The following is an 18506-nucleotide window of genomic DNA, read 5'->3' as shown; positions in this document are numbered from 1 at the left end:
CAGTGTCGCGGCGCTGATGGGGTTCGATATTGCCGTGCCTGACTTCTCCACCCTGTCTCGCCGGAGCAAAGGGCTGGCGTTGCCGTCGACAAAGTCCCGAGCCACAACATCAGGTCCGGTCCATCTGGTTGTCGACAGCACCGGCTTGAAGGTCTTCCCGGCGAGGGCGAGTGGCTGGAAAACAAGCAGAAAACCAAGGCCAAATGCAAAAGATCGCGCAAACTGCACCTTGGTCTCAATCTTGTCAGTGGTGAGATTGTTTGTTCCGATCTGACCGCGGATGATGTCGGCGATCCGACAGCGTTACCAGGACTTCTGGACCAGATCGGTGGCCCCGTCGAGAAGTTCATTGCCGACGGCGCCTATGATGGAACGCCAACCCGAGATCTTCTGGCGACACGCTTTGGTGAGATCGTGGAGGTCATTATCCCACCTCCCAATACTGCCGTTGCCACGATCGCCATATTGCAGAAATCCAGACCAAAGGGCGGATGGCATGGCAGAAATCCACCGGCTGCAACAAGCGCAGTCGCGCTGAGACCCAGATGGGTTGATGGAAGGCTGTCATCGGGCCCAAACTCAAAGCGCGACATTTTGACAATCAGAAGACTGAAGCAAAGATTGGCGTCCGTGTTCTTAACTGGATGACAGAACTAGGCCGGCCCAAGTTCGAGCGCGTTGCATGAAAATGCAGTGGATAGGGTTGCCTCGCCCAAAGTCTGATCCATGCAACAGTGCTCATCAAAGGTGGGTTGCGTGGCGTGGGCCGCGACGATCTTGGCAGGCCGCGCCGTGTGAAGTCCCGCGCCGTGAACGGCATCGATCAGGATATCAAGCTCAACAAAGCCCTTTGGCTCCTCGGCGAAAGGATGGCGGCGCTGAAGCCGTGAGCAGGCAAGCACATGCGCCGCCGCAAGAGGCCGCGCAACGCCCCCGCGCTCGGTCCCTTTGTGTTTGCAAGATGAAGAGCCTTGGCCACCGATGCTTGCCGTTTGCCTGTCCCTCACCGCTATCCAAGCGGCGCGTGCCGGACGAGGGATGCCCCGAAGCCTCATTCCTCGCACTCCCTTCCCACCCGTGAAATTCAGGATTTTGAGGACAAATCGTCCTGATCGCCAGCCTTGTCGAGCTGTTCGCGTATATAGGCTTCGATGTAGTCGAAGACCTCGACCGCGCCGGCATCCGTCTCGATCAGATCGATCGGCCGACGGCCGCCGAGATGCGCGTTCTCTCTGCGCGCCCATTTCAGGACCTCGCCTTCGGTGCGCAGAACCGGATGCCTCCAACATCTTCGCGAGGTGATGCGGTTTCGCATACCATGAATACGGTTTGACGCTGGCCCGCCGACGCCCGCGGACGACATCCGGTAATTGCGACCTCCGCAACTCATCATCGGAGATATGCCGCCTGACCCAATGGGCCAGCTTCGACAGCGAAACATTTGCCTCGCGCTCGAGATCCCCGTCCGCGCCGACTTTGCGCGTCGGGATCACCAAGCCGCGGACGATGTGCGGGCAACGGCCTGCAACATCTCCAACGCCGGCGTAAGGTCGGTATCGTTGGTGACGAGGACCACCTGGTCGACGTCGCCGCTCAGGGCGTCGTCATAGAGATGAAGCGCCAGATTCACATCCGATTGCTTCTCCTCGAGCTTCCAGACCTGGATCTTGTCGCAATCGCGTGGCCAGCGCTTCGGATCGTCGGCTGGAACAGGCCGCGCTCTATGCCGAGGGCACGAAGCCGGCCTGCGTCTCCGCCGACCCCGGTAACGATCGCTTGTCCAGCGGCTGCTCACGCATCCGGCACTGAGGCCCTCCCCGGGCCGTCGCCGGCCAGGCCGGTCAAGCGGCCCGTGAAGGTGGAAAATCTTCCGCGCCAGTCCGCGAGCGGACCCGAGAAGATCCCCCACTTTCCGCGCCACGCCACTTGACAGTCCCGCCCGCCGCCGTGGGGCGGGCTCTCGCCCTCCCCCTCTGTCCGGGGGAATGTCAGAGGCCATTCCCCCGGAAAGACCGGGGAGGCTTCGCCCGAAAGGGGCTTTCCCTTCCGGAAACGCAAACTCAGGAGACAGAAAATGACCGAACTCACAAACTTCATCCGCTTCAACGAAGACGGCACCTATCTCGATGGCGTCGTGCGCTGGCGTCTGTGCTAATCGAAACCACGTTCTTCCACAGGTGCAATCTTGCTTCTGTCAAATAAAATCACCTCGTACGAGCTTCCATATTCCGTCTTCACTCCATCCAAGCCGTGTCTCTGCGCCAAGGTAGCCCATGCGCCTAGTTCGTCAGAATGCACTTGAGTACCCTGCTCATCCATGACCGCTAATTTGAGGGGCTTTTGCGCCTCGATAACAAAGTACTTTCCAGAACTACCTGCATAGCCGCGTGCCGCGTTTACATCGTTTTCTGAGGTCATCCAAATTGCTTCACCCGTGTGCCCGCTTTGCCCCGAACCGCCCCACACCCCGTCCCTATTAGCGTGGTTGAACTTTGTTCCCGCTGGAAGTTCTTCCATCTTCTTCCTCTCCCAGCCAACTGAGGCTGCAAGTTCTTCCATCTCCTTGCTCTCCCCAGCCAACTGAGGCTGCAAGTTCTTCCATCTCCTTGCTCTCCCAACCAACTAAGGCTGCTAGATGTATGTGGTGAACGGTTTGCCCGGCTGTCGCGGGTCTTACCGGGCTCCTGACCTCGTCAACGACTGCCCTCAAAGCTCGGCGCGGTGGATTCTCGCGGCGACTCTCCCGGTGCCGCTCTCTCATTATTTGCATGCATTCGTTAGATATTTCGCCGTGATAATAGGCACATGTGTGGTATTCTCCCCACACTTCGTGCGGTTCAAGTTCTGTATCCGCGCACTCAATCTTCCCATTCTTATAAGCAAGGCATGCCCCCTTGTCCTCAGCCGAAACCTGACTACTCGGTACGAGGACGACCACGGTCGCAGCAAGGATCATCCCCTTCCAGAAAGACGGGGGATGCACTCGATGAATCGGGATGGCCGCGGTGGCGGTCTCTTTCGGTGAGGATCTCATGTAAGGATTTCCTTGTGCTAGTTTGTGAATTGTCCGCCATCGCATCCGTTTCGCGATCGTCAAGTCGAACGGAACTTGTATAGCGGCCAGAACTGACAATATCGGACACGCCTGATGCCCTCCACTCCTTCAACGCTTCACCCATACCGGGAACGTCGGAGGAGACGCCGAGCAGCGCGCCCTTGAATCGCCCTGCCGCGATCTCGTAAAGCTTCGTCTTTGCGGTCATCGGGCCCAAACTCAAAGCGCGACATTTTGACAATCAGAAGACTGAAGCAAAGATTGGCGCGTTAAAGAGCCTCCCGCGGATCGAGCTCGCCCCAAGCCTTTATCGGCCTCCCTGTCAGGGAGGGAACCGTATCCTGCCTTTGCGTTCAGGATCAGGCGGGTGGAGTCGGCTTTCGGGTCGCAGCCGACGATGAGGATCTTCTGTCCGAGGTCGACCAGGGCAGCGAGCGTAATTTTGAGGCGGTGGACTTGCCGATGCCTCCCTTTCCGTAGAATGCGATCTGACGCAGACCTGACATGTTCCTTTCCTTCCTTCTTTCCATCCATAGCGGCTACCCGCGACTTGAAGTCCGGTCGGCAGATCCCGGCGCCTCGCACCCATCGTTTCAAAACTCGTGCCAATTTGGCCGGGTGGATCGAAAAGGAAATCTTATGATTGCTTTTCAGCTATTTAACATTTGGCAAAAATATTAAATTGGCTGAATAAACTTGTGTGGCCGACCCGACAAAGGCGACAGGAGATGTCGGATGGGGACCGAGACCGATCTGTCTTGACCTCCGGAGGCCAGAAAATGGGGGCGGGTCTGAACTATTTTGATCGTGAGACCGATGGAAGACGTCCGTCTATGCCGTCTCAGCCTGTCATTGATCGGGCCACTCGGGCAGCTTGGCCAAGTCCTTTCATGGCATTCCGCTCATCGAATTTACGCGTTCGGACTCGCCCTCGGACCTAAACGGGCTTCTTAAGGACCTTGGCAGCCGCTGCCACGCGATCGCCATGGTCGCGCCCGACCATCCGAAGATCACGTCTGCAGTACAGGAGCTCAAGGCAAAAGGCATTCAGTTTTCTCGCTGCTTTCTGACTTCGCGGCCGGCGTGCGCGAAGGCTATATCGGCCTCGACAACAGCAAGGTCGGGCGGACGGCAGGTTGGATGTTTTGCAGGGCAGCTAAACGGCCTGGCAAGGTGGCGGTGCTTTTCGGCAGCCACCGTTTCCATGTCGTCAGGGCGATTCTGCGGGAGACCGGCATAAAGCTCGGCACTCCAAGCGTGCAGCCTTCCCCGATCGCGTGCGCGAACTGATTGGCGCAGATACGGTCATCATGGCGCTTGTCGAGCCGCTTCTGGCGATCGTGGCCGCGATCTTGCGCGAGTTCGTGCGACTGACAAACCAGGTCCTCAATATCGCCCACAGGGAGCAAGTCTGCCGGCGATTCATGAGCGTTCCAGGTGTGGGACCCATTACCGCGCTCGCCTATCGTGCCACGATCGATCAGCCGGACCGCTTTCGCCGATCGAGGGATGTCGGAGCGCATCTGGGTCTGGCCCGGCACGCTATCAATTTGGCGAGACGGACATTCAGGGTAAGGAAAGCCGATGCGGTGACGAGCTCGCCCGCACGGCCCTCTATGAGGCGGCTCATTCGCTGCTTGTGCTCAGCAAGAAATGGTCGAGCCTCAGGGCGTGGGGTATGAACGTGGCCAAGCGGCGCGGTATGGCTCGAGCCCGAGTTGCTGTTGCCCGCAAGCTCGCTGTCATCCTGCATCGCATGTGGAGCGACGCGACAGAATTCCGCTTCGGCAAGGTACCCGTCCCCGTATCGGCATGAAATACGGGATAACGGACCAACGAAGAAGGAGTTGATTCCGCCCGAAGGGGCGTGATCCGGATCGTTCCCGTGGGGACGATGGGCAAGGCGATCTCGTTAGCAGGCACGATCCTGGGACGAACTCTCCCAAGGTCGTTCAACAGATTGAGAGGCCTCGCTCTACTGACCCCATCATGCGGCGGCCTAACGTCGACCGCGAAGAGAAGCGAGTGACCCGCGGGGCGACATGGTCCGGAAAAATATCAGGAGGAGCTTGACCTCAAACAGCAGCGAGCCCCCCGCGTGAGGAGCTTGAGACGCCGCTCGGCTACGAACGCACTGCTCCGGCATAGTCGGCCGAGCGGATTTGCGGCCAGGTGAAGTCCGGGCACTCCTCGCACCCTCGCCCTCGCGCAACACCGCATGCTTAACAGAAACGATAGCACGCACTCTCAAGATTATGGACAGGCGACGGCCGTTCGGCAGCGGGCTTGTCGCTAGCGAGGACGAGGGTGTCGGGTCTACGACGAAATGTCGGAGGTCGGACATGGAAGGCAGCTTACCATTTGGGTCGTGGAAAGCTTTATTCCTTTGGCACGATTAGTGCAGCGGATAATCCGCAAACGTTGCACAGAACCGATACGATGTGAGGGGAGCGTCACCCAGACATGTTTGCGTTGACCGTCCACTCAGTCTTCACCCAGCCAGCCGCGCAGGCGCTGGCGTCGCCGGCCAGCCCGATAAGCTCATTGATCCAGTCGGCGGAGACAGTAGATAGAATGGGAGAGACACCAGTATGAACTGCGAATTTGATATGGTTGCTTGGGTAAGTGGCATCGCCTTGCTCTGGACGGCCACCGCTGCATCGGCGAACGAAGGCATGTGGATGCCGGGCCAGACTGCGGAAGTCGGCGCGGCCATGCGCGCGGATGGGCTCCAGATCGATCCCGCGCAGCTGAGCCGACTGGACGCTGCCCCGCTTAACGCGATCGTATCACTGGGCGGATGCTCCGCCTCCTTCGTCAGCCCGCAAGGGCTGGTCGCGACCAATCATCACTGCGTGTTCCCATCCATGCAGTACAACAGCAAGGAGAGCCAAGACTATCTAACCAACGGCTTTCTGGCGAAGAGCCTGGGTGAAGAATTACCCGCCGCGCCCGCCAGCCGCATCTATGTGATCGAGGATGTGCGGGATGTGACCGCCGAAATGCTTAGGGGCGTCTCGGACATGCTGAGCGGCTTTGCCCGCCATGAGCAGCTCGACACGAACCGCAAGGCGCTAATCGCTGCATGTGAAGAACAGCCCGATCGCCGCTGCGACGTGAGGCCCTATTATGGCGGCGCCTTCTACTACCTCCAGCAGAAGCTTGAAATTGAGGACGTGCGCCTCGTCTACGCGCCCGCGCTCGGCATCGGCAACTTCGGCGGTCAAACGGACAATTGGATGTGGCCGCGCCACACGGGCGACTTCGGCTTTTATCGCGCCTATGTCGCTCCTGATGGTTCCTCCCGGCCCTATGCGCGTGACAATGTGCCTTACCGGCCAAAGAGTTGGCTGCCCATAGCCCGTGAAGGCGTCCAAGAAGGCGATTTCGTGATGGTCGCCGGCTTTCCCGGCGCAACCCAGCGGTTCCTCACCGCGGATGAAGTCCGGTTCAACTTCGCCGACTATGAACCAATGTCCCAGCGTTTGCTCTCGGATTATGCCGCTCAGATCAACCAAGCCACGGCAGGCAATCGCGAAGCGCAGATCCGCTACGCTTCCATCCTGCAAGGCGTGGAAAACTACAAGAAGAAGCTGGCGGGCGATCTAGCCGGCGCCGACGCGATCGGCCTCGATGCGCGCAAGGCCATCGAGGAGAAAGCTTTTCGCGCCTGGGTCGCTGAGTATCCCGTGCGGCAGACGCGCTTTGACGCAGCAATCCGCGAACTGGACGGGATGGTGGGCGAGAATAGCCGGGCTTCGCTGGCGAGGCTGCGCCAGGCGTTGCTCAATCGCGCGCAACTACTGTCATCGGCACGCACTCTCTATCGCTGGACAAAGGAGCACGAGAAGGCCGATGAAGACCGTGAAAGTGGCTTTCAGGATCGTGACCGTAAAGAAATCTCGGATCAGCTGACGCAGATCGAACGCCGCTATTTGCCAGACATCGATCGAAAGCTTTTCGAGGCCGCACTCGACGAATATCGCCGGCTGGACGCAAAGGACCGCGATACTGCGTTCGAAAGCGCTTTGGACCAAATTGGCCTTGACCGACTTTATGCAGACACCAAACTCGCAGGCACGGCAACGCGGCTCGGCTGGCTTGACAAGCCCGCTGCTGCCTTCGAGGCGTCGGACGATCCTTTCATCAAGCTGGCGGTCGCGCTCTATCCCGGCGACATAGCTGCGGAGCGCGCGGCGAAGGACCGCGCCGGCCGCGCGCAGGCGGCGCGCGCGACCTATATGCAGGGTCTGCTTGCCTATCGGAAGGCGATCGGTCGGCCCGTCTATCCCGACGCGAATGGCTCGCTGCGTCTCACCTGGGGCAAGGTGTCGGGGCGAACGCGCGACGGGCAGATCTGGACGCCATTCACCACGGCTGAGGGACTTCTGGCCAAGCACACTGGCAAGGACGAGTTCGATGCGCCAGACGCCGCCGTCGCCGCGATCCGGGCCCAGGATTATGGCCCCTATGTCGCGCCGGCGCTGGGCACGTTGCCTGTCGACTTCATGTCCACCGCCGACATCACCAACGGCAACAGCGGCTCGGCCACGCTGAACGGGCGCGGCGAGTTCGTGGGTCTCGCCTTCGACGGCACGCTCGAGGGCGTGATCTCGGACTGGGCCCCCGACGCTGACCGCAATCGCAGCATCCATGTCGACAGTCGCTTCATACTCTGGACCATGGACAAGATCGACGGCGCTAGCCGGTTGCTCAAGGAGATGGGAGTGCTGCCGGCGTCGCGCTCCTGAGCGGGGTAGTCTGGCGGTAGGCGAACGCGTCGGCGTCAGCCAGCCAGAACGGCACTTCGGGCACACAGTGATCTTCGTATCCAAGAACGGCGGCATGGTCGTCGTGGATCACGACGACGGATATGCCGTTGTCGAACTGCTTGGCGATGAAGAACCGTCAGGGTCGGCGATATGGTGGGGAGATTTGAACGCGCTTGGCGGTGAGCTGCTATTACCCAATGGCCAAACACTCGATACCTATTTGCAGGGCAACTGGGGTTGGCGGGACGCGGCGATTCAGATCGCGTGCAACAAAGGCGGCGGCTGATGCCACTCGATCATTTCGTTTCACAGGTTCACCTGAAGAACTTCTACACCGACCGCGGCCGCCTGGTGGGCGTGAAGAAGGACGAGCTAAAGAAATTCTAAGCCAAGTCGGAGGGTGTGCCCGTCGGGTTGATGGAAGCACCAACAGCTATCTCACCGAGGCACGGGCGCTTGAGGAATTCCTGAAGCGCATAGAACTAACTACAACGGGGCGCTTAATGCCATCCGCCGGCTGGAAATCGACGCGGAGACCGTCTATGTCATCGCCGGTTTCATGGCCTCATGTCTGCTCGCCAACGGCCAACTGTTAGGAAGGTTGTGCTTCGCCGCGAGCTCTTCGGGCCGCTTGTCTAAAGCATGTGCGCCGTTGGAAAGCGAAAGTCCTACACCAAGCAGAAAAGCTAACCGAGGCCAGGTGTTTCATTGCCCGGTTCATGCTCTTGCTATTTCTCTGACCGTCCGGAGACGACTCAGGCGAGAGCACCAGCGATGGCCTTGACCTCGAGGAATTCCTCTAGGCCCCCACTTACCGTATTCACGACCAGTCCCGGAACGCTTGTACCCACCGAAGGGTGCAGCATAATCCCAAGCGGGATAGTTGATCTCGACGCGTCCGGCCTGGAGCCGTCCAGCGATACGACGGGCTGCGTTCAGATCGCTCGACTGGACATATGCAGCGAGCCCGTACTCGCTCGAATTCGCGATTTTGATTGCGTCCTCTTCGTCTGCGAAGGGCATGATAACGAGAACAGGTCCGAAGATTTCCTCCTTCGCAACCACCATCGACGGCGTAACGTCGGCGAATACAGTTGGGTTGATGTAGTAGCCTTCTCCCAAGCCTGTTACCGGTCCCATTCACCCGCAAACGAGGGTAGCGCCTTCATAGATCCCACGCTGGATAAGCGTCCTGATCTTCTGGCGCAGCCAAGCATCAATATCCGCGTCGGACTTGACTTCACGGCCTGGTGAAAGCTCGTCGGCACGCGACAATGATCGAATGCAGGCTGATCGACTATCTCTCTGCAAGGCGGAACGCCGCCCGCATTACATCGATGTCAGCCTGCCTCTCGAAGTAGTTGGGTTGGATTTCCGGATGGTCTGTCGAACTTACCGTGCGCGCCCGGATGTACCCGCGGCTTTCCGGGCGCGAAAGGTTGAAGTACGGCATCAAGCCGTGCTCCTTGAGAAAGCGTTCGCCCGTTGTCAGTGTACATCATGTTCGTCATGTGCACCTGAATATCGGGAGCGACCAGTTCCCCCGCATGAACGAAATCGGCGCGTGACCTTCTGCTTAATGCCAGCGACAAGATGGTCCTGCAGGTTTTCGCCAACCCCGGGAGCTCCTGTACGACCTTCGCGCCGATCCTCTGGAGGTGGCCGGGCCGAACCGACACCTGAAATCTGAAGCAACTGCGGCGAATTAACCGGCGCCAGCGGCAAGAATTACTTCGGCGGTGGCCTTCGATGGTCTGCTTCTCGCGCTTTTTCAAGAACTCGACACCGATCGCACGCTTTCCACGGATGATTATATCCGTGATCTCAGAGCTTCAGTTATAATAGTCAGATTCGGCCGATTCTCGACCGGACGAAGGAATGCGTGCGCGGAGCTGCAACGGCGACCTTGGTAGATGTTGCAATCAACCGGACCAAAGCCTTCCTGATCGCCAGCATTGAAGTCGTTGTTGTAGCGATAGCCAGCCTGCGTCCCGGCCGCTACGAATGCGAACTGTAAGGGATGCTTGATGCCATACCGCGTAGTTTTGAACGGCCCGTCATTTCCATGATAATTGTTGTTGCCGCCAAACCAGCATTCAGACTTCTTGAAAAAAGGCAGGCATGCCTCTTATGACCAACCCCTGTTTCCTAGTTGTCCACAATGGTAATAGTCGCTTTCGACAGCACGGATATAGACCAACCCATTGATTGGGCTGGAACCGCCAATGATCTTACCGCGCGGCCAATAAAGAACGCGGTCATTCATGTGCTTCTGGGGCTCTGAATGGAAATTCCAGTGTACCGGCCGAGATCCAGGTGACAGCCAGAAGCCAGCTGGATGCTAACGAGCGGATTCTCGTCGCTTCCGCCCGCTTCGACCAAGGCTACGGTTTTGGTGGAATCTGCGGACAGGCCAGCACACAACCGGCAGCTCCGCCTCCCACGATAATATAATCGAAGCTCCTCTTCCTCATTATCTCCTCCTCCGCACAGAGCTGCACACGTCACCTTCCAGAGCGTCTGCGCAGTTCGATTTCTGGTCGTTGTGTTGTTCCTGACCGGCGAGGGCAAGGAATGTTGAATTCGGGGAGCTCAGTTGCCGTTGACAGCTTGGAACGGGGCTCCCCGTTGAGTTTCTGGCGAGGAGACCGCGATGTACAGATAATCCTCCCGGGCGGGAGAGAAGATATTCATCGTAACGCCTTTGGCTGGGGCAGGGCGGCGGCGCCCGAGCGCATCTCTTCGCCAATCCCGTTGTCGAGCTCGCCGGCCGGCGGATCGCGCCGCTGATATGCTACGGGCAGCTGATGGTCTGGCCGATCCTGCAGCCGATGCTGCACGGACGCGATCGTCGCACCGGCAATGGCTGGTGGACCGCCGGCACCACCATCGTCGCCATCCAGAACGCGAGCACGATCGCCTGGGCGCGGCTCTTCGGCCTGCCGCTCGTCACAGCCTTCAACAGATGAAAATGGAGCTGCCCATAATCGACGCTGCCCTCGTCCAGCAATGCGCGGATCCCGGCCTGAACCCGGCGATCGCCGAGAGATTCATCGCCGAGGCAGGTTCGCCCGATCCACTTGCCGTCACGGTGCGATCCGGCGATCGGGTGGTACTGCTCCGCGTCCCAGCATGCCGGACGACGTCCAATCGAGCGTTCACGATGAGTTCATCGAGAAATTCGTGGAGAAAGTGCGGCACTTATCTGTTGGCGACCGTAAAGGCGGTTCGCTGAAACGCAAGTCTGGCCAGCGTTGCGGAACTTTGCCTGGATCGCGCCGTCAACCGCAGAGTCGATGTCGGCATCGTCGAAGACGATGAAAGGGGCATTGCCGCCGAGTTCGAGGCTGACCTTCTTGATCTGGTCCGAGCACTGGCGGGATTGGAGCAGAGTTCGCGGCCGACCGCATCACCTTCGGAGGAATAGATCAGGTTGACAACGCCTTCGGGGAAGTCAGTCTGATGGGCGAGAGCGAACATTGCGCCAGCGACGAGCGGTGTCTGTTTAGCGGGCTTGAGCACGATCGTGCAGCCTGCCGCCAGGCTGGCGAGATCTTGCGCGCCACCATCGAAGCCGGAAAATTCCATGGCGTGACGTGCCAACGACGCCGATGGGCTGCTTGATCACCAGCATCCGACGGTCCGTCGATCGTGCGGAGATCGTCTCGCCATAAATGCGATTGGCCTCCTCTGCATAACATTGCAGGTATGCGGCCGCATGCGAAACCTCAGACTTGGCTTCGGCAAGCGGCTTGCCCATCTCCGCCGTGGGACTGCCGGCAAGGTCGTCGGTGTGGTCGATGATCAACTGATGCCATCGCCACAGAACATCGCTGCGTTCACGTGCCATCAGAGCCGCCCATCCAGGCTGCGCGACATAGGCCTTGTCTATCGCAGCACGTGTCTCCTCCACGCCCATGTCGGGGAGTTCTGCCAGCACTTCGCCGGTCGATAGATTGAGGACCTCAAATGTCCGCCAGTCGATCGACGTTCCGGGTGCAGGCAGGCGATCGATAGGCCCAAACAGGTCGGCGGAGTTCAGGTGACGGATCATCGGCAGGCACAGGGACAATACCGGGTTCCTCCTCAACGTAGCGGGCATATGAAGCACAGAGCGGCGTGTATTGCGCGACGCCGATGGGTTGCTTATAGGGCCTCGGCCGGACAGCTGGTGGTCCAATGTACGCAACCGAAAAAGGGGAAACTCCCGGAGTTTCCAAGTCGAAGCTCGTGGTTTCGTTCGGCGAAAATTGAACAATGGAAATTGGATCCGCACCGGCACGCGGGCCCTTTGGCAGCATGCGCCACATCTGCTAGCCACGATCGGCGTAAACTATCCCCGAAGAGAGACTGGCATGAGAAGAAGCTGGCCACAATTCGCACGGGCCGCCTGAACCGGCAAAGTCTCGCCGGCCCGCCAAACCGCTCGGCGGGCCTCTAAAATCGTCAGTCCCAAATCGGACTTCGCTCTACGAGAAGGAAAGCGAAATGAGCTCCTGGACTCATCCTTTGGCCCCCAGCGGCGGTCCGACCACCATAATGGCGGGCTCGCTCGAAAGAAGCTTCTTCGCTGCCGCCTTGACCTGATCGAGCGTCACCTGATCGATGAGGCCGGCTCGGCGCTGGATGTAGTCGATGCCGAGATTGCTGGACTGCAGCCAGACGAGCGTGGCTGCAATTGAGGCGGAGGAATTTAGCTCGTTGATGGCAAAGGCGCCGATGAGATATCTCTTAGCCGCCGCCAGCTTAGTCGCCGTCGGTCCGTGCTCTGCCATCTGCTTGACGACGTCCCGGATAACGCTGAGCGTCTCGGCGGCGCGGTCTGAGCGCGTCGCCGTTGTAACCAGCAGCGCCTGGGAATGCTCTTTGTCTTCAAGAGCGGAGCCGACACCGTAGGCCATGCCGCGCTTTTCGCGCACCTGATCCCACAGGCGAGAGGTAAAGGCCGAGCCGCCGAGGATATCGTTCATCAGCACCGCGGCGTAGAACTCCGGCGCATCGCGCGTGACACCAGGGTAAGCGAGCTGCAGCGAGGTCTGCGGCAGGTCGTAGTTCACCTCGACCTGCTGGCCGAGCTTCGGCATGACATCGGTGACTGGGGCGAGCGCCTGCATCTGAGGCAGTTCGCCGAACAACTGGTCGAGCCTTTCACTCAGCGCGTTTGCATCGATGTCGCCGACCACGGCAATATGGAGCCCATCACGGGCGAAAGCCGGCTTGTGGAAGGCGCTGAGATCGGCCGGTGATATGCTGGCCAGGCCCGCCTTTGTGCCTTCTTTCGGCCTCGAATAGGGATGCGTGCCGTAGAGCGCGCTTAACCATGCGCGCTCGGCGATTGCGTTCGGTTCGTGCTCATTGCCGATGATGCCGGAAAGGATCTGAGCGCGGATCCGGTCGGTTGGCTCCTGGTCGAAGCGCGGCTTGTTGACAGCGAGCCTCAGCAGGTCGAAAGCGGCATCCTTCCGCCAGGAAAGCATTGCAATCGAGCCATAGATGCCGTCGCGTTGCGCCTCGAAGCTCATCAAGGCGCCAGCATCGTCCAGCTTTGTCTGGAAGGCATCGCTGTCGAGATCGCCAGCCCCCTCGTTGAACAGGGGGGCCATCAGATTGGCGAGCCCCTCCTTGCCTGACGGGTCCTGGGTGGTGCCGCCGTCGAAGACGAAGCTGATGGCGATGAGCGGCACCGTATGGTCTTCCACCAGCCAAGCCTTGATGCCTTTTGCAGAAGACTTAACTTCCTGGATGCTCATCGCCGCACGGGCGGCATGAAACGACTTCTCCTTGGACCATGACGTGTTCGCAGAAGCCACGCACGTACCGTGCCAAACGAGAAAGTCATTTCGTCGACGGGACTAAGCCCCTCTGCTGTGGCGCGTATCCTACATTGTCGGACATTGGGGCATAGCCGAACGCCAAGCGCCTGCGGCTTGGGACGATACCGAGATACCTTTGTATGAAGCGAACTGCGGTTCTATCGGCACAAGTGCGGAAGGGTATCAAGCGAGGACGTTGCGGAAGAGCGTCTTAGCTCCTTAGGAGCGGCGAGCGGCGTGATGATCGGCCGGTCGCTCTACGACAATCCGAACCTGCGCCCTTTGGCGCCAAATCAGTGAAGTGGGCCGTCGAGGGATCTGACAGCTGTGTTTCTCGAACTGCACGGCCATCCAGCACAACTCAACGTCGCCCGGAACCGGGGAGCCACTGGCGGCCGACTGGTCCGGTCTTTTGGCGTATCTGTAGGAATGCCAACGTACGCGCAACATTGAGTCTATGCGCAACAACTGCTTTCCGAATGGAATCGTGCCTAAGTGCGATGGAAGAACCTACGTCTTCGTCACAGGAACAAAGGGGCTTGCGCGCAAGCACAACAGATTGTCTTCCCGCATGATCCGTAGAACGCATTTGTGATTGACCTGCCACCCCTCCCGCCGCAGCAGGGCTGCGATCCGGCGGTAGCCGTAGTGCGCGCTGCCGAGAGCCATCTTCTGAATGACATCGCGCAAACCTGTCTCGGCCCGCCGAGGCGCTGAATCCAGCCAATGACGGTAGTAACTCGCGCGGCTGACGCCAGCGAGCCAGCACATTCTGTCGATGTTGAATTCGCCTTGCGACAGGCCGGTCGTCATCTTTTCGATGACTTTGAAGATCCCGTTTCGCCAGGAGCGCTGCTCCGACGATGATCTTCCTCGAAATGCCGCAAGGCTTCGCGAAAAAAATCGAGATCGAGTTGCTGCTGCCCGACTTTCTGCTCCAATTCTTTGATCCGGCGCCTGGCCTTGGTCAGAGCCTTTTCCTGAGGTGCCGGCGTGTCGACTGCGCTCTGCACCTGCGCGGCCCCGTCAACTCCTGGTATCGATCTGGCCGGCCGGGCCGCGCCGACGTGACTTCAGATTACCACGAAGCCTGAGGTGATCACGCCACTCGTAAAGTCGTTGGCGACTGATGCCAACCTCGTCGGCTAACTTGCTGACGGTTTCGCCCGCCTCCATGCGCTGGAGAAGCTCCAGCTTTTGGTCCTCATCAATAACTCTTTGCCGTCCGGCCATGCCCCAGTTTCCTCTCTTGCAGGGAAACTGTCCGCGATTTGCCTTGTCTCAGTCTGGGGGTGCACTCCAATCGCGTCCGGTTTTTGATCGGAATGCCGTCCGGTAAATCGTCGGAATACGCAACTCCCGCGCTTCCCCGCCGCAATATCGCCTTACCGGCTTCACACAACTTTACATTCGCCCGCAACAGCCGAAACATTGCGCTCGTAGTTTCGCCCAGTCGCGGCAGAGATGCCGCATTAGCGAAAGGACCAATATGACGAACCATCAGAAGCCGGCCAGCCTCTCCTGCACGCAGAAGAAGAGCTGGGGCAAGCGCATCGCCATAGGCGGCATTGCGATAGTCGCGCTTGCCAGCGTCGGCGTCTCTGGCGCACTCAGCCAGGATTATGGGCGCATGCAGCGCTTCAACATGGGCGGGGGCCACGGCGGACCGGACATGCACATGCAGGCCAACTTCCGCCACGGGCTGGCGTTCGGCGGGCGTCAGTTTGAGTGCATGCTTGACGAGATCGATGCCACACCCGAGCAGAAAGACGAGTTGGAAGCGATCATGGACAAGCTCAATCACGACATTGACTCTATCGAGCGGGGCTTCCCCACGCCGGACGATATGGTCAAGCTGTTCGGCGCGCCAACAATCGACCAAGACGAAGTGGAGAAGCTGCGCACGGAGATTGTCGCGGCGGCCAACGAGGCTTCGCGCAAGGTGACGACCGCCCTGCTCGATGCCGCCGAGGTATTGACGGCCGAGCAGCGCGCGAAGTTGATCGAACATTTCGAGGATCGCGGCCGGCACCGCCGCTGGTAAACTCTGTACCGGCACAGTTTCGAATCGGAGCAAACAAACGAGCATGGCGGACCAGGTTCTCATCGTCGATGACGACATGCGGCTATCCGCCATGCTCGCGGAATATCTGACGGACAACGGTTTTCGTGTGCGAACGGCGGATACGGCGGGCGCAGGCATTGCCGAGATCGCGCGGCTGTCGCCCGATGCCGTGGTTCTCGACGTCATGCTGCCCGACATGGACGGTTTCGAGGCGCTCAGGCGCATCCGCGCGAACTCCGACGTGCCGGTTCTGATGCTGACGGCGCGAGGCGACGAGACCGACCGCATCATCGGGCTGGAGATAGGCGCAGACGATTATCTGCCGAAGCCGTTCAATTCGCGCGAGTTGCTGGCGCGGCTGAAGGCAATCCTGCGCCGCCGCAACGGCGGCGCGAACGCCTCCCCGCGCATCCTGCGCTTCGGACGGCTGGAGATTGACCCTGCGTCGCGCTCGGCCCGCGTCGACGGGCGCGACTGCCCGATGACCAGCTACCAGTTCGATCTCTTGGTGGCGCTCGCCGAAAATGCCGGGCGCACGCTGTCGCGCGAGCAGCTCATGGACATGGTCAAGGGCGAAGCGTTCGATCGGTCGATCGACGTGCATGTCTCGCGCATCCGCGCCGCGATCGAGACCGATTCGAAACATCCTCGCCGCATCATTACGGTACGCGGCGCGGGCTATGTCTTTGCCCGTTGCCAGGACGATGACAGATAAGCCATGCGCAACAGCCTTTTCGTCAAGATCTATCTCACCGTGCTCGTCAGCCTCGCCGCAGTGGCGATTACCAGCGCGATCTTCGTACACATGGACCAGGAACGCGAAAATGCCGCGTGCGGCGCCTTCTCCGCGGCGATGCCGCCGGCGGACTCCGACCCCGCTCTGCTGCAGGACACGGTCGAGCGGCTTTCGGCGGCCTTCAATGCCGACATCTCCGTCTACAGTCCGCAACAGCGGCTGCTTGCAGCGATCGGCCGGCCGATTCTCCCGCAAGAGATCGGAACCGGGCGCAGGACGCTCCCGGGCGGGCATCACCTGCTGATCAGCCGGCAGCCGGACGGAAGCGTGATCGCGGCGCGGCTGGGAATGCCGTTCGGCCCGGTCGGCCGCACGCCTCTTGCCTATCTCGCGCTGATCGCCGCGGCGATAGGGGTTGCCGCCTTTCCAGTCGTGCGCCATCTCACACGCCGCCTTGAGGCGTTGCGCCAGGGCGTGGATCGCTGGGGCGCAGGCGCTCTCGACACGCGCGTCGACGTGCGCGGCAGCGACGAGGTGGCGGCGGTGGCGGCGAGCTTCAACCGCGCCGCCGAGCAGATCGAGCGGCTGCTTGCCGCGCATAGCTCGCTGCTTGCCAATGCGAATCACGAGTTGCGCTCGCCGCTTGCGCGGCTGCGCATGGCGATCGACCTCATCGCCAACGAACAAAGCGGCCCGATGCGCGATGAGATCGTGCGCAACCTCGCCGAACTCGATGAGCTGGTGGATGAAATCCTGTTTGCCAGCCAGCTCGACCATATCGAGAAGCTGGAGCGGGTGGAGCCGGTGGATCTGCTGGCGCTAACGGCCGAGAAAGGCGCGCGCTTCGGCATCGACGTCTCAGGCGAACCTGGCGTCGTGTCGGGCGACCCGAAGCTGCTCACGCGGCTGGTTCGCAATCTCATGCAGAACGCGCAGAGACATGGCGGCCCGCCGGTTAGCGCGCATGTGGGGATCGAAGGCGGCTCGGTGGTGCTCAAGGTGTGCGATCACGGGCCGGGCCTGCCGGAAGGAACCGGTGAGCGTGTCTTCGAGCCTTTCTTCCGGCCACAGGGCCGCAGCGAGACGTCCGGCGGCTGGGGCCTCGGCCTATCGCTTGTGAGCAAGATCGCATTGCGTCACAGCGCAACCGTGCACCACGAATCGCCATCCGGCGGCGGCGCCTGCTTTGTCGTCACGTTTCCGGCAATATTTTGATACGGCGGGCGCATATCCTTGTGAAAGCGGCCCCCCCGTCACCTTCCGCCCTTCAATCGCTTAGAGAGTGAAGTGCCACCATGTCCGAACAACCCTTGCCGACGCTGCCGATGTGACGCATCGATCACATCGAGCCCTCGCCCGAGATGTTGGCGCTACACGCTAACGGTCCGATCCACCGCGTGCGCTTCCCGTCCGGGCACGAAGGCTGGTGGGTCACGGTTGGATTTGCGCCAGTGACTTTGGTCCCCTCCCGCATTTCCGTCATCCTGAGGTGACCTATCCGGCCCTACTAACTGATGAGGAGCGTGAGCGCATCGCCGATGTTTCGCTGAGCTGTTTGCGAGCTCTGGGCCTTGGCTGGGGGCAACGAACATTGAACTCCGGTGCACGAAACGCGGTCCAGTCGTCATTGAAGTCAAACCGCGTCTTAGTGGGGCGCCCGCCCCTCAACTTGTCCAGTTGGCTTACGGTATCGATCTCGTCACCGAGCACATCAAGCTTGCATGGGCGAAGAATGGAATCTGCGCAAAAAGCATTTGCAGACTGCGGCCGCGCGCTTCCCGCTTCCTGATCAAGATGGCATCCTCGACTGGATCGGTGGCGACACTCAGGCAGCTGCTATACTCACGTGTCGCCGAGGTCAAATTGAATGTTGAACCCAAGGCACCGATCGTCAGGAAGGGCGACTTCCGAGACTGGATTGGACATGTCATTGCCACTTCACCCAGCCTTGCTGAAACCGAGAGCACCCTTCAGGGTCGTGTCCCACCGCGTGGTGTAGGTAACGGCATTGGTCGCCGTGCTCTCCGGCAAGGGCCGGACTGATCAGCGCGCCACTGCCGGCAGG

19 protein-coding genes and 8 pseudogenes are annotated in these 18506 nt (G+C 60.1%); 13 read left to right on the top strand and 14 right to left on the bottom strand.

Annotated features, from left to right (window positions below):
* The first annotated feature begins 16 nt into the window (after positions 1–16).
* The 3 genes from AC0L18_RS29180 to AC0L18_RS29170 all read left to right on the top strand — a co-directional run bounded on the left by AC0L18_RS29180 (position 17) and on the right by AC0L18_RS29170 (position 890).
* Entirely contained in the window at positions 17–274 is a 258-nt protein-coding gene (locus AC0L18_RS29180; protein WP_473495258.1) for a transposase, read from the top strand.
* Positions 175–648, top strand: a complete 474-nt coding sequence (locus tag AC0L18_RS29175) for a transposase (RefSeq protein ID WP_473495279.1) — start codon at positions 175–177, stop codon at positions 646–648. Before AC0L18_RS29180 ends, AC0L18_RS29175 begins: the two co-directional genes overlap by 100 nt.
* Positions 649–761: 113 nt before the next feature.
* Positions 762–890: a hypothetical protein gene (locus AC0L18_RS29170; RefSeq protein WP_473495257.1), complete on the top strand. Its 129-nt coding sequence runs from the start codon at positions 762–764 to the stop codon at positions 888–890.
* 194 nt (positions 891–1084) lie between these two features.
* Here AC0L18_RS29170 and AC0L18_RS29165 read toward each other — a convergent pair whose 3' ends face one another.
* The 5 genes and pseudogenes from AC0L18_RS29165 to AC0L18_RS29145 all read right to left on the bottom strand — a co-directional run.
* Positions 1085–1315, bottom strand: a complete 231-nt coding sequence (locus tag AC0L18_RS29165; RefSeq protein WP_473495256.1) for an antitoxin Xre/MbcA/ParS toxin-binding domain-containing protein — start codon at positions 1313–1315, stop codon at positions 1085–1087.
* A gap of 174 nt (positions 1316–1489) precedes the next feature.
* Positions 1490–1999 carry an NYN domain-containing protein gene (locus AC0L18_RS29160; protein WP_473495255.1) on the bottom strand — a complete coding sequence of 170 codons (510 nt, stop codon included), beginning with the start codon at positions 1997–1999 and terminating at the stop codon, positions 1490–1492.
* 152 nt (positions 2000–2151) lie between these two features.
* Positions 2152–2559, bottom strand: coding sequence for a hypothetical protein (locus AC0L18_RS29155; protein ID WP_473495254.1), 408 nt, complete (start codon positions 2557–2559; stop codon positions 2152–2154).
* Positions 2560–2915: 356 nt separating this feature from the next.
* Positions 2916–3263 (bottom strand): hypothetical protein, encoded by a 348-nt coding sequence (locus AC0L18_RS29150; RefSeq protein WP_473495253.1) that lies wholly within the window; start codon positions 3261–3263, stop codon positions 2916–2918.
* A gap of 134 nt (positions 3264–3397) precedes the next feature.
* A pseudogene (locus tag AC0L18_RS29145) lies at positions 3398–3561 on the bottom strand (ArsA-related P-loop ATPase); the annotation flags it as partial.
* A 697-nt stretch (positions 3562–4258) separates the two neighbouring features.
* Between AC0L18_RS29145 and AC0L18_RS29140 the strand changes: the two are divergent.
* The 3 genes and pseudogenes from AC0L18_RS29140 to AC0L18_RS29130 form a co-directional block, all read left to right on the top strand.
* Positions 4259–4871: pseudogene (locus AC0L18_RS29140) on the top strand (transposase); the annotation flags it as partial.
* A gap of 775 nt (positions 4872–5646) precedes the next feature.
* Positions 5647–7806 carry a S46 family peptidase gene (locus tag AC0L18_RS29135; protein WP_473495252.1) on the top strand — a complete coding sequence of 720 codons (2160 nt, stop codon included), beginning with the start codon at positions 5647–5649 and terminating at the stop codon, positions 7804–7806.
* Between the two features lie 67 nt (positions 7807–7873).
* On the top strand, positions 7874–8113 hold the full coding sequence (locus tag AC0L18_RS29130) for a hypothetical protein (protein WP_473495251.1): 240 nt from the start codon (positions 7874–7876) through the stop codon (positions 8111–8113).
* 431 nt (positions 8114–8544) lie between these two features.
* On the opposite strand, the gene AC0L18_RS29125 is transcribed toward AC0L18_RS29130, so the two are convergent.
* From AC0L18_RS29125 to AC0L18_RS29110, 4 genes and pseudogenes are all read right to left on the bottom strand, one after another.
* Entirely contained in the window at positions 8545–8895 is a 351-nt protein-coding gene (locus AC0L18_RS29125; RefSeq protein WP_473495278.1) for an aldehyde dehydrogenase family protein, read from the bottom strand.
* A gap of 229 nt (positions 8896–9124) precedes the next feature.
* Positions 9125–9280 carry a GMC oxidoreductase gene (locus AC0L18_RS29120; RefSeq protein WP_473495250.1) on the bottom strand — a complete coding sequence of 52 codons (156 nt, stop codon included), beginning with the start codon at positions 9278–9280 and terminating at the stop codon, positions 9125–9127.
* A gap of 35 nt (positions 9281–9315) precedes the next feature.
* Entirely contained in the window at positions 9316–9552 is a 237-nt protein-coding gene (locus AC0L18_RS29115) for a GMC family oxidoreductase N-terminal domain-containing protein (protein WP_473495249.1), read from the bottom strand.
* A gap of 85 nt (positions 9553–9637) precedes the next feature.
* Positions 9638–10093: pseudogene (locus AC0L18_RS29110) on the bottom strand (GMC family oxidoreductase N-terminal domain-containing protein).
* A gap of 433 nt (positions 10094–10526) precedes the next feature.
* Between AC0L18_RS29110 and AC0L18_RS29105 the strand changes: the two are divergent.
* Together AC0L18_RS29105 and AC0L18_RS29100 are read left to right on the top strand one after the other, a co-directional pair.
* A pseudogene (locus tag AC0L18_RS29105) lies at positions 10527–10796 on the top strand (conjugal transfer protein TraB); the annotation flags it as partial.
* On the top strand, positions 10793–11062 hold the full coding sequence (locus AC0L18_RS29100; RefSeq protein WP_473495248.1) for a hypothetical protein: 270 nt from the start codon (positions 10793–10795) through the stop codon (positions 11060–11062). The pseudogene AC0L18_RS29105 and the gene AC0L18_RS29100, both read left to right, overlap by 4 nt.
* Here AC0L18_RS29100 and AC0L18_RS29095 read toward each other — a convergent pair.
* The 5 genes and pseudogenes from AC0L18_RS29095 to AC0L18_RS29075 form a co-directional block, all read right to left on the bottom strand.
* Positions 11030–11899, bottom strand: a pseudogene (locus AC0L18_RS29095) (aldehyde dehydrogenase family protein); the annotation flags it as partial. The gene AC0L18_RS29100 and the pseudogene AC0L18_RS29095 overlap by 33 nt on opposite strands.
* A 430-nt stretch (positions 11900–12329) precedes the next feature.
* Positions 12330–13577 (bottom strand): M16 family metallopeptidase, encoded by a 1248-nt coding sequence (locus AC0L18_RS29090; protein ID WP_473495277.1) that lies wholly within the window; start codon positions 13575–13577, stop codon positions 12330–12332.
* Positions 13578–14195: 618 nt separating this feature from the next.
* Positions 14196–14411 (bottom strand): annotated as a pseudogene (locus AC0L18_RS29085) (IS3 family transposase); the annotation flags it as partial.
* Between the two features lie 38 nt (positions 14412–14449).
* Complete coding sequence (locus AC0L18_RS29080; RefSeq protein ID WP_473495247.1) at positions 14450–14653, bottom strand: hypothetical protein; 204 nt, start codon at positions 14651–14653, stop codon at positions 14450–14452.
* Between the two features lie 13 nt (positions 14654–14666).
* Positions 14667–14873, bottom strand: a complete 207-nt coding sequence (locus tag AC0L18_RS29075; RefSeq protein ID WP_473495246.1) for a helix-turn-helix domain-containing protein — start codon at positions 14871–14873, stop codon at positions 14667–14669.
* A gap of 397 nt (positions 14874–15270) precedes the next feature.
* On the opposite strand from AC0L18_RS29075, the gene AC0L18_RS29070 reads away from it, so the two are divergent.
* The 5 genes and pseudogenes from AC0L18_RS29070 to AC0L18_RS29050 all read left to right on the top strand — a co-directional run.
* A complete protein-coding gene (locus AC0L18_RS29070) occupies positions 15271–15684 on the top strand; it encodes a Spy/CpxP family protein refolding chaperone (RefSeq protein WP_473495245.1) in 414 nt (137 codons plus the stop codon).
* A 43-nt stretch (positions 15685–15727) separates the two neighbouring features.
* Positions 15728–16420: a response regulator gene (locus tag AC0L18_RS29065; protein WP_473495244.1), complete on the top strand. Its 693-nt coding sequence runs from the start codon at positions 15728–15730 to the stop codon at positions 16418–16420.
* A 3-nt stretch (positions 16421–16423) separates the two neighbouring features.
* Positions 16424–17656, top strand: a complete 1233-nt coding sequence (locus AC0L18_RS29060) for a sensor histidine kinase (RefSeq protein ID WP_473495243.1) — start codon at positions 16424–16426, stop codon at positions 17654–17656.
* Positions 17657–17775: 119 nt separating this feature from the next.
* A pseudogene (locus tag AC0L18_RS29055) lies at positions 17776–17877 on the top strand (monooxygenase); the annotation flags it as partial.
* Positions 17878–17882: 5 nt separating this feature from the next.
* Positions 17883–18484: pseudogene (locus tag AC0L18_RS29050) on the top strand (ATP-binding protein); the annotation flags it as partial.
* Positions 18485–18506: the final 22 nt, after the last annotated feature.

This window comes from Mesorhizobium sp. WSM4819 (genome assembly GCF_055811215.1).
This window is presented reverse-complemented; position numbering and strand designations above follow the sequence as displayed.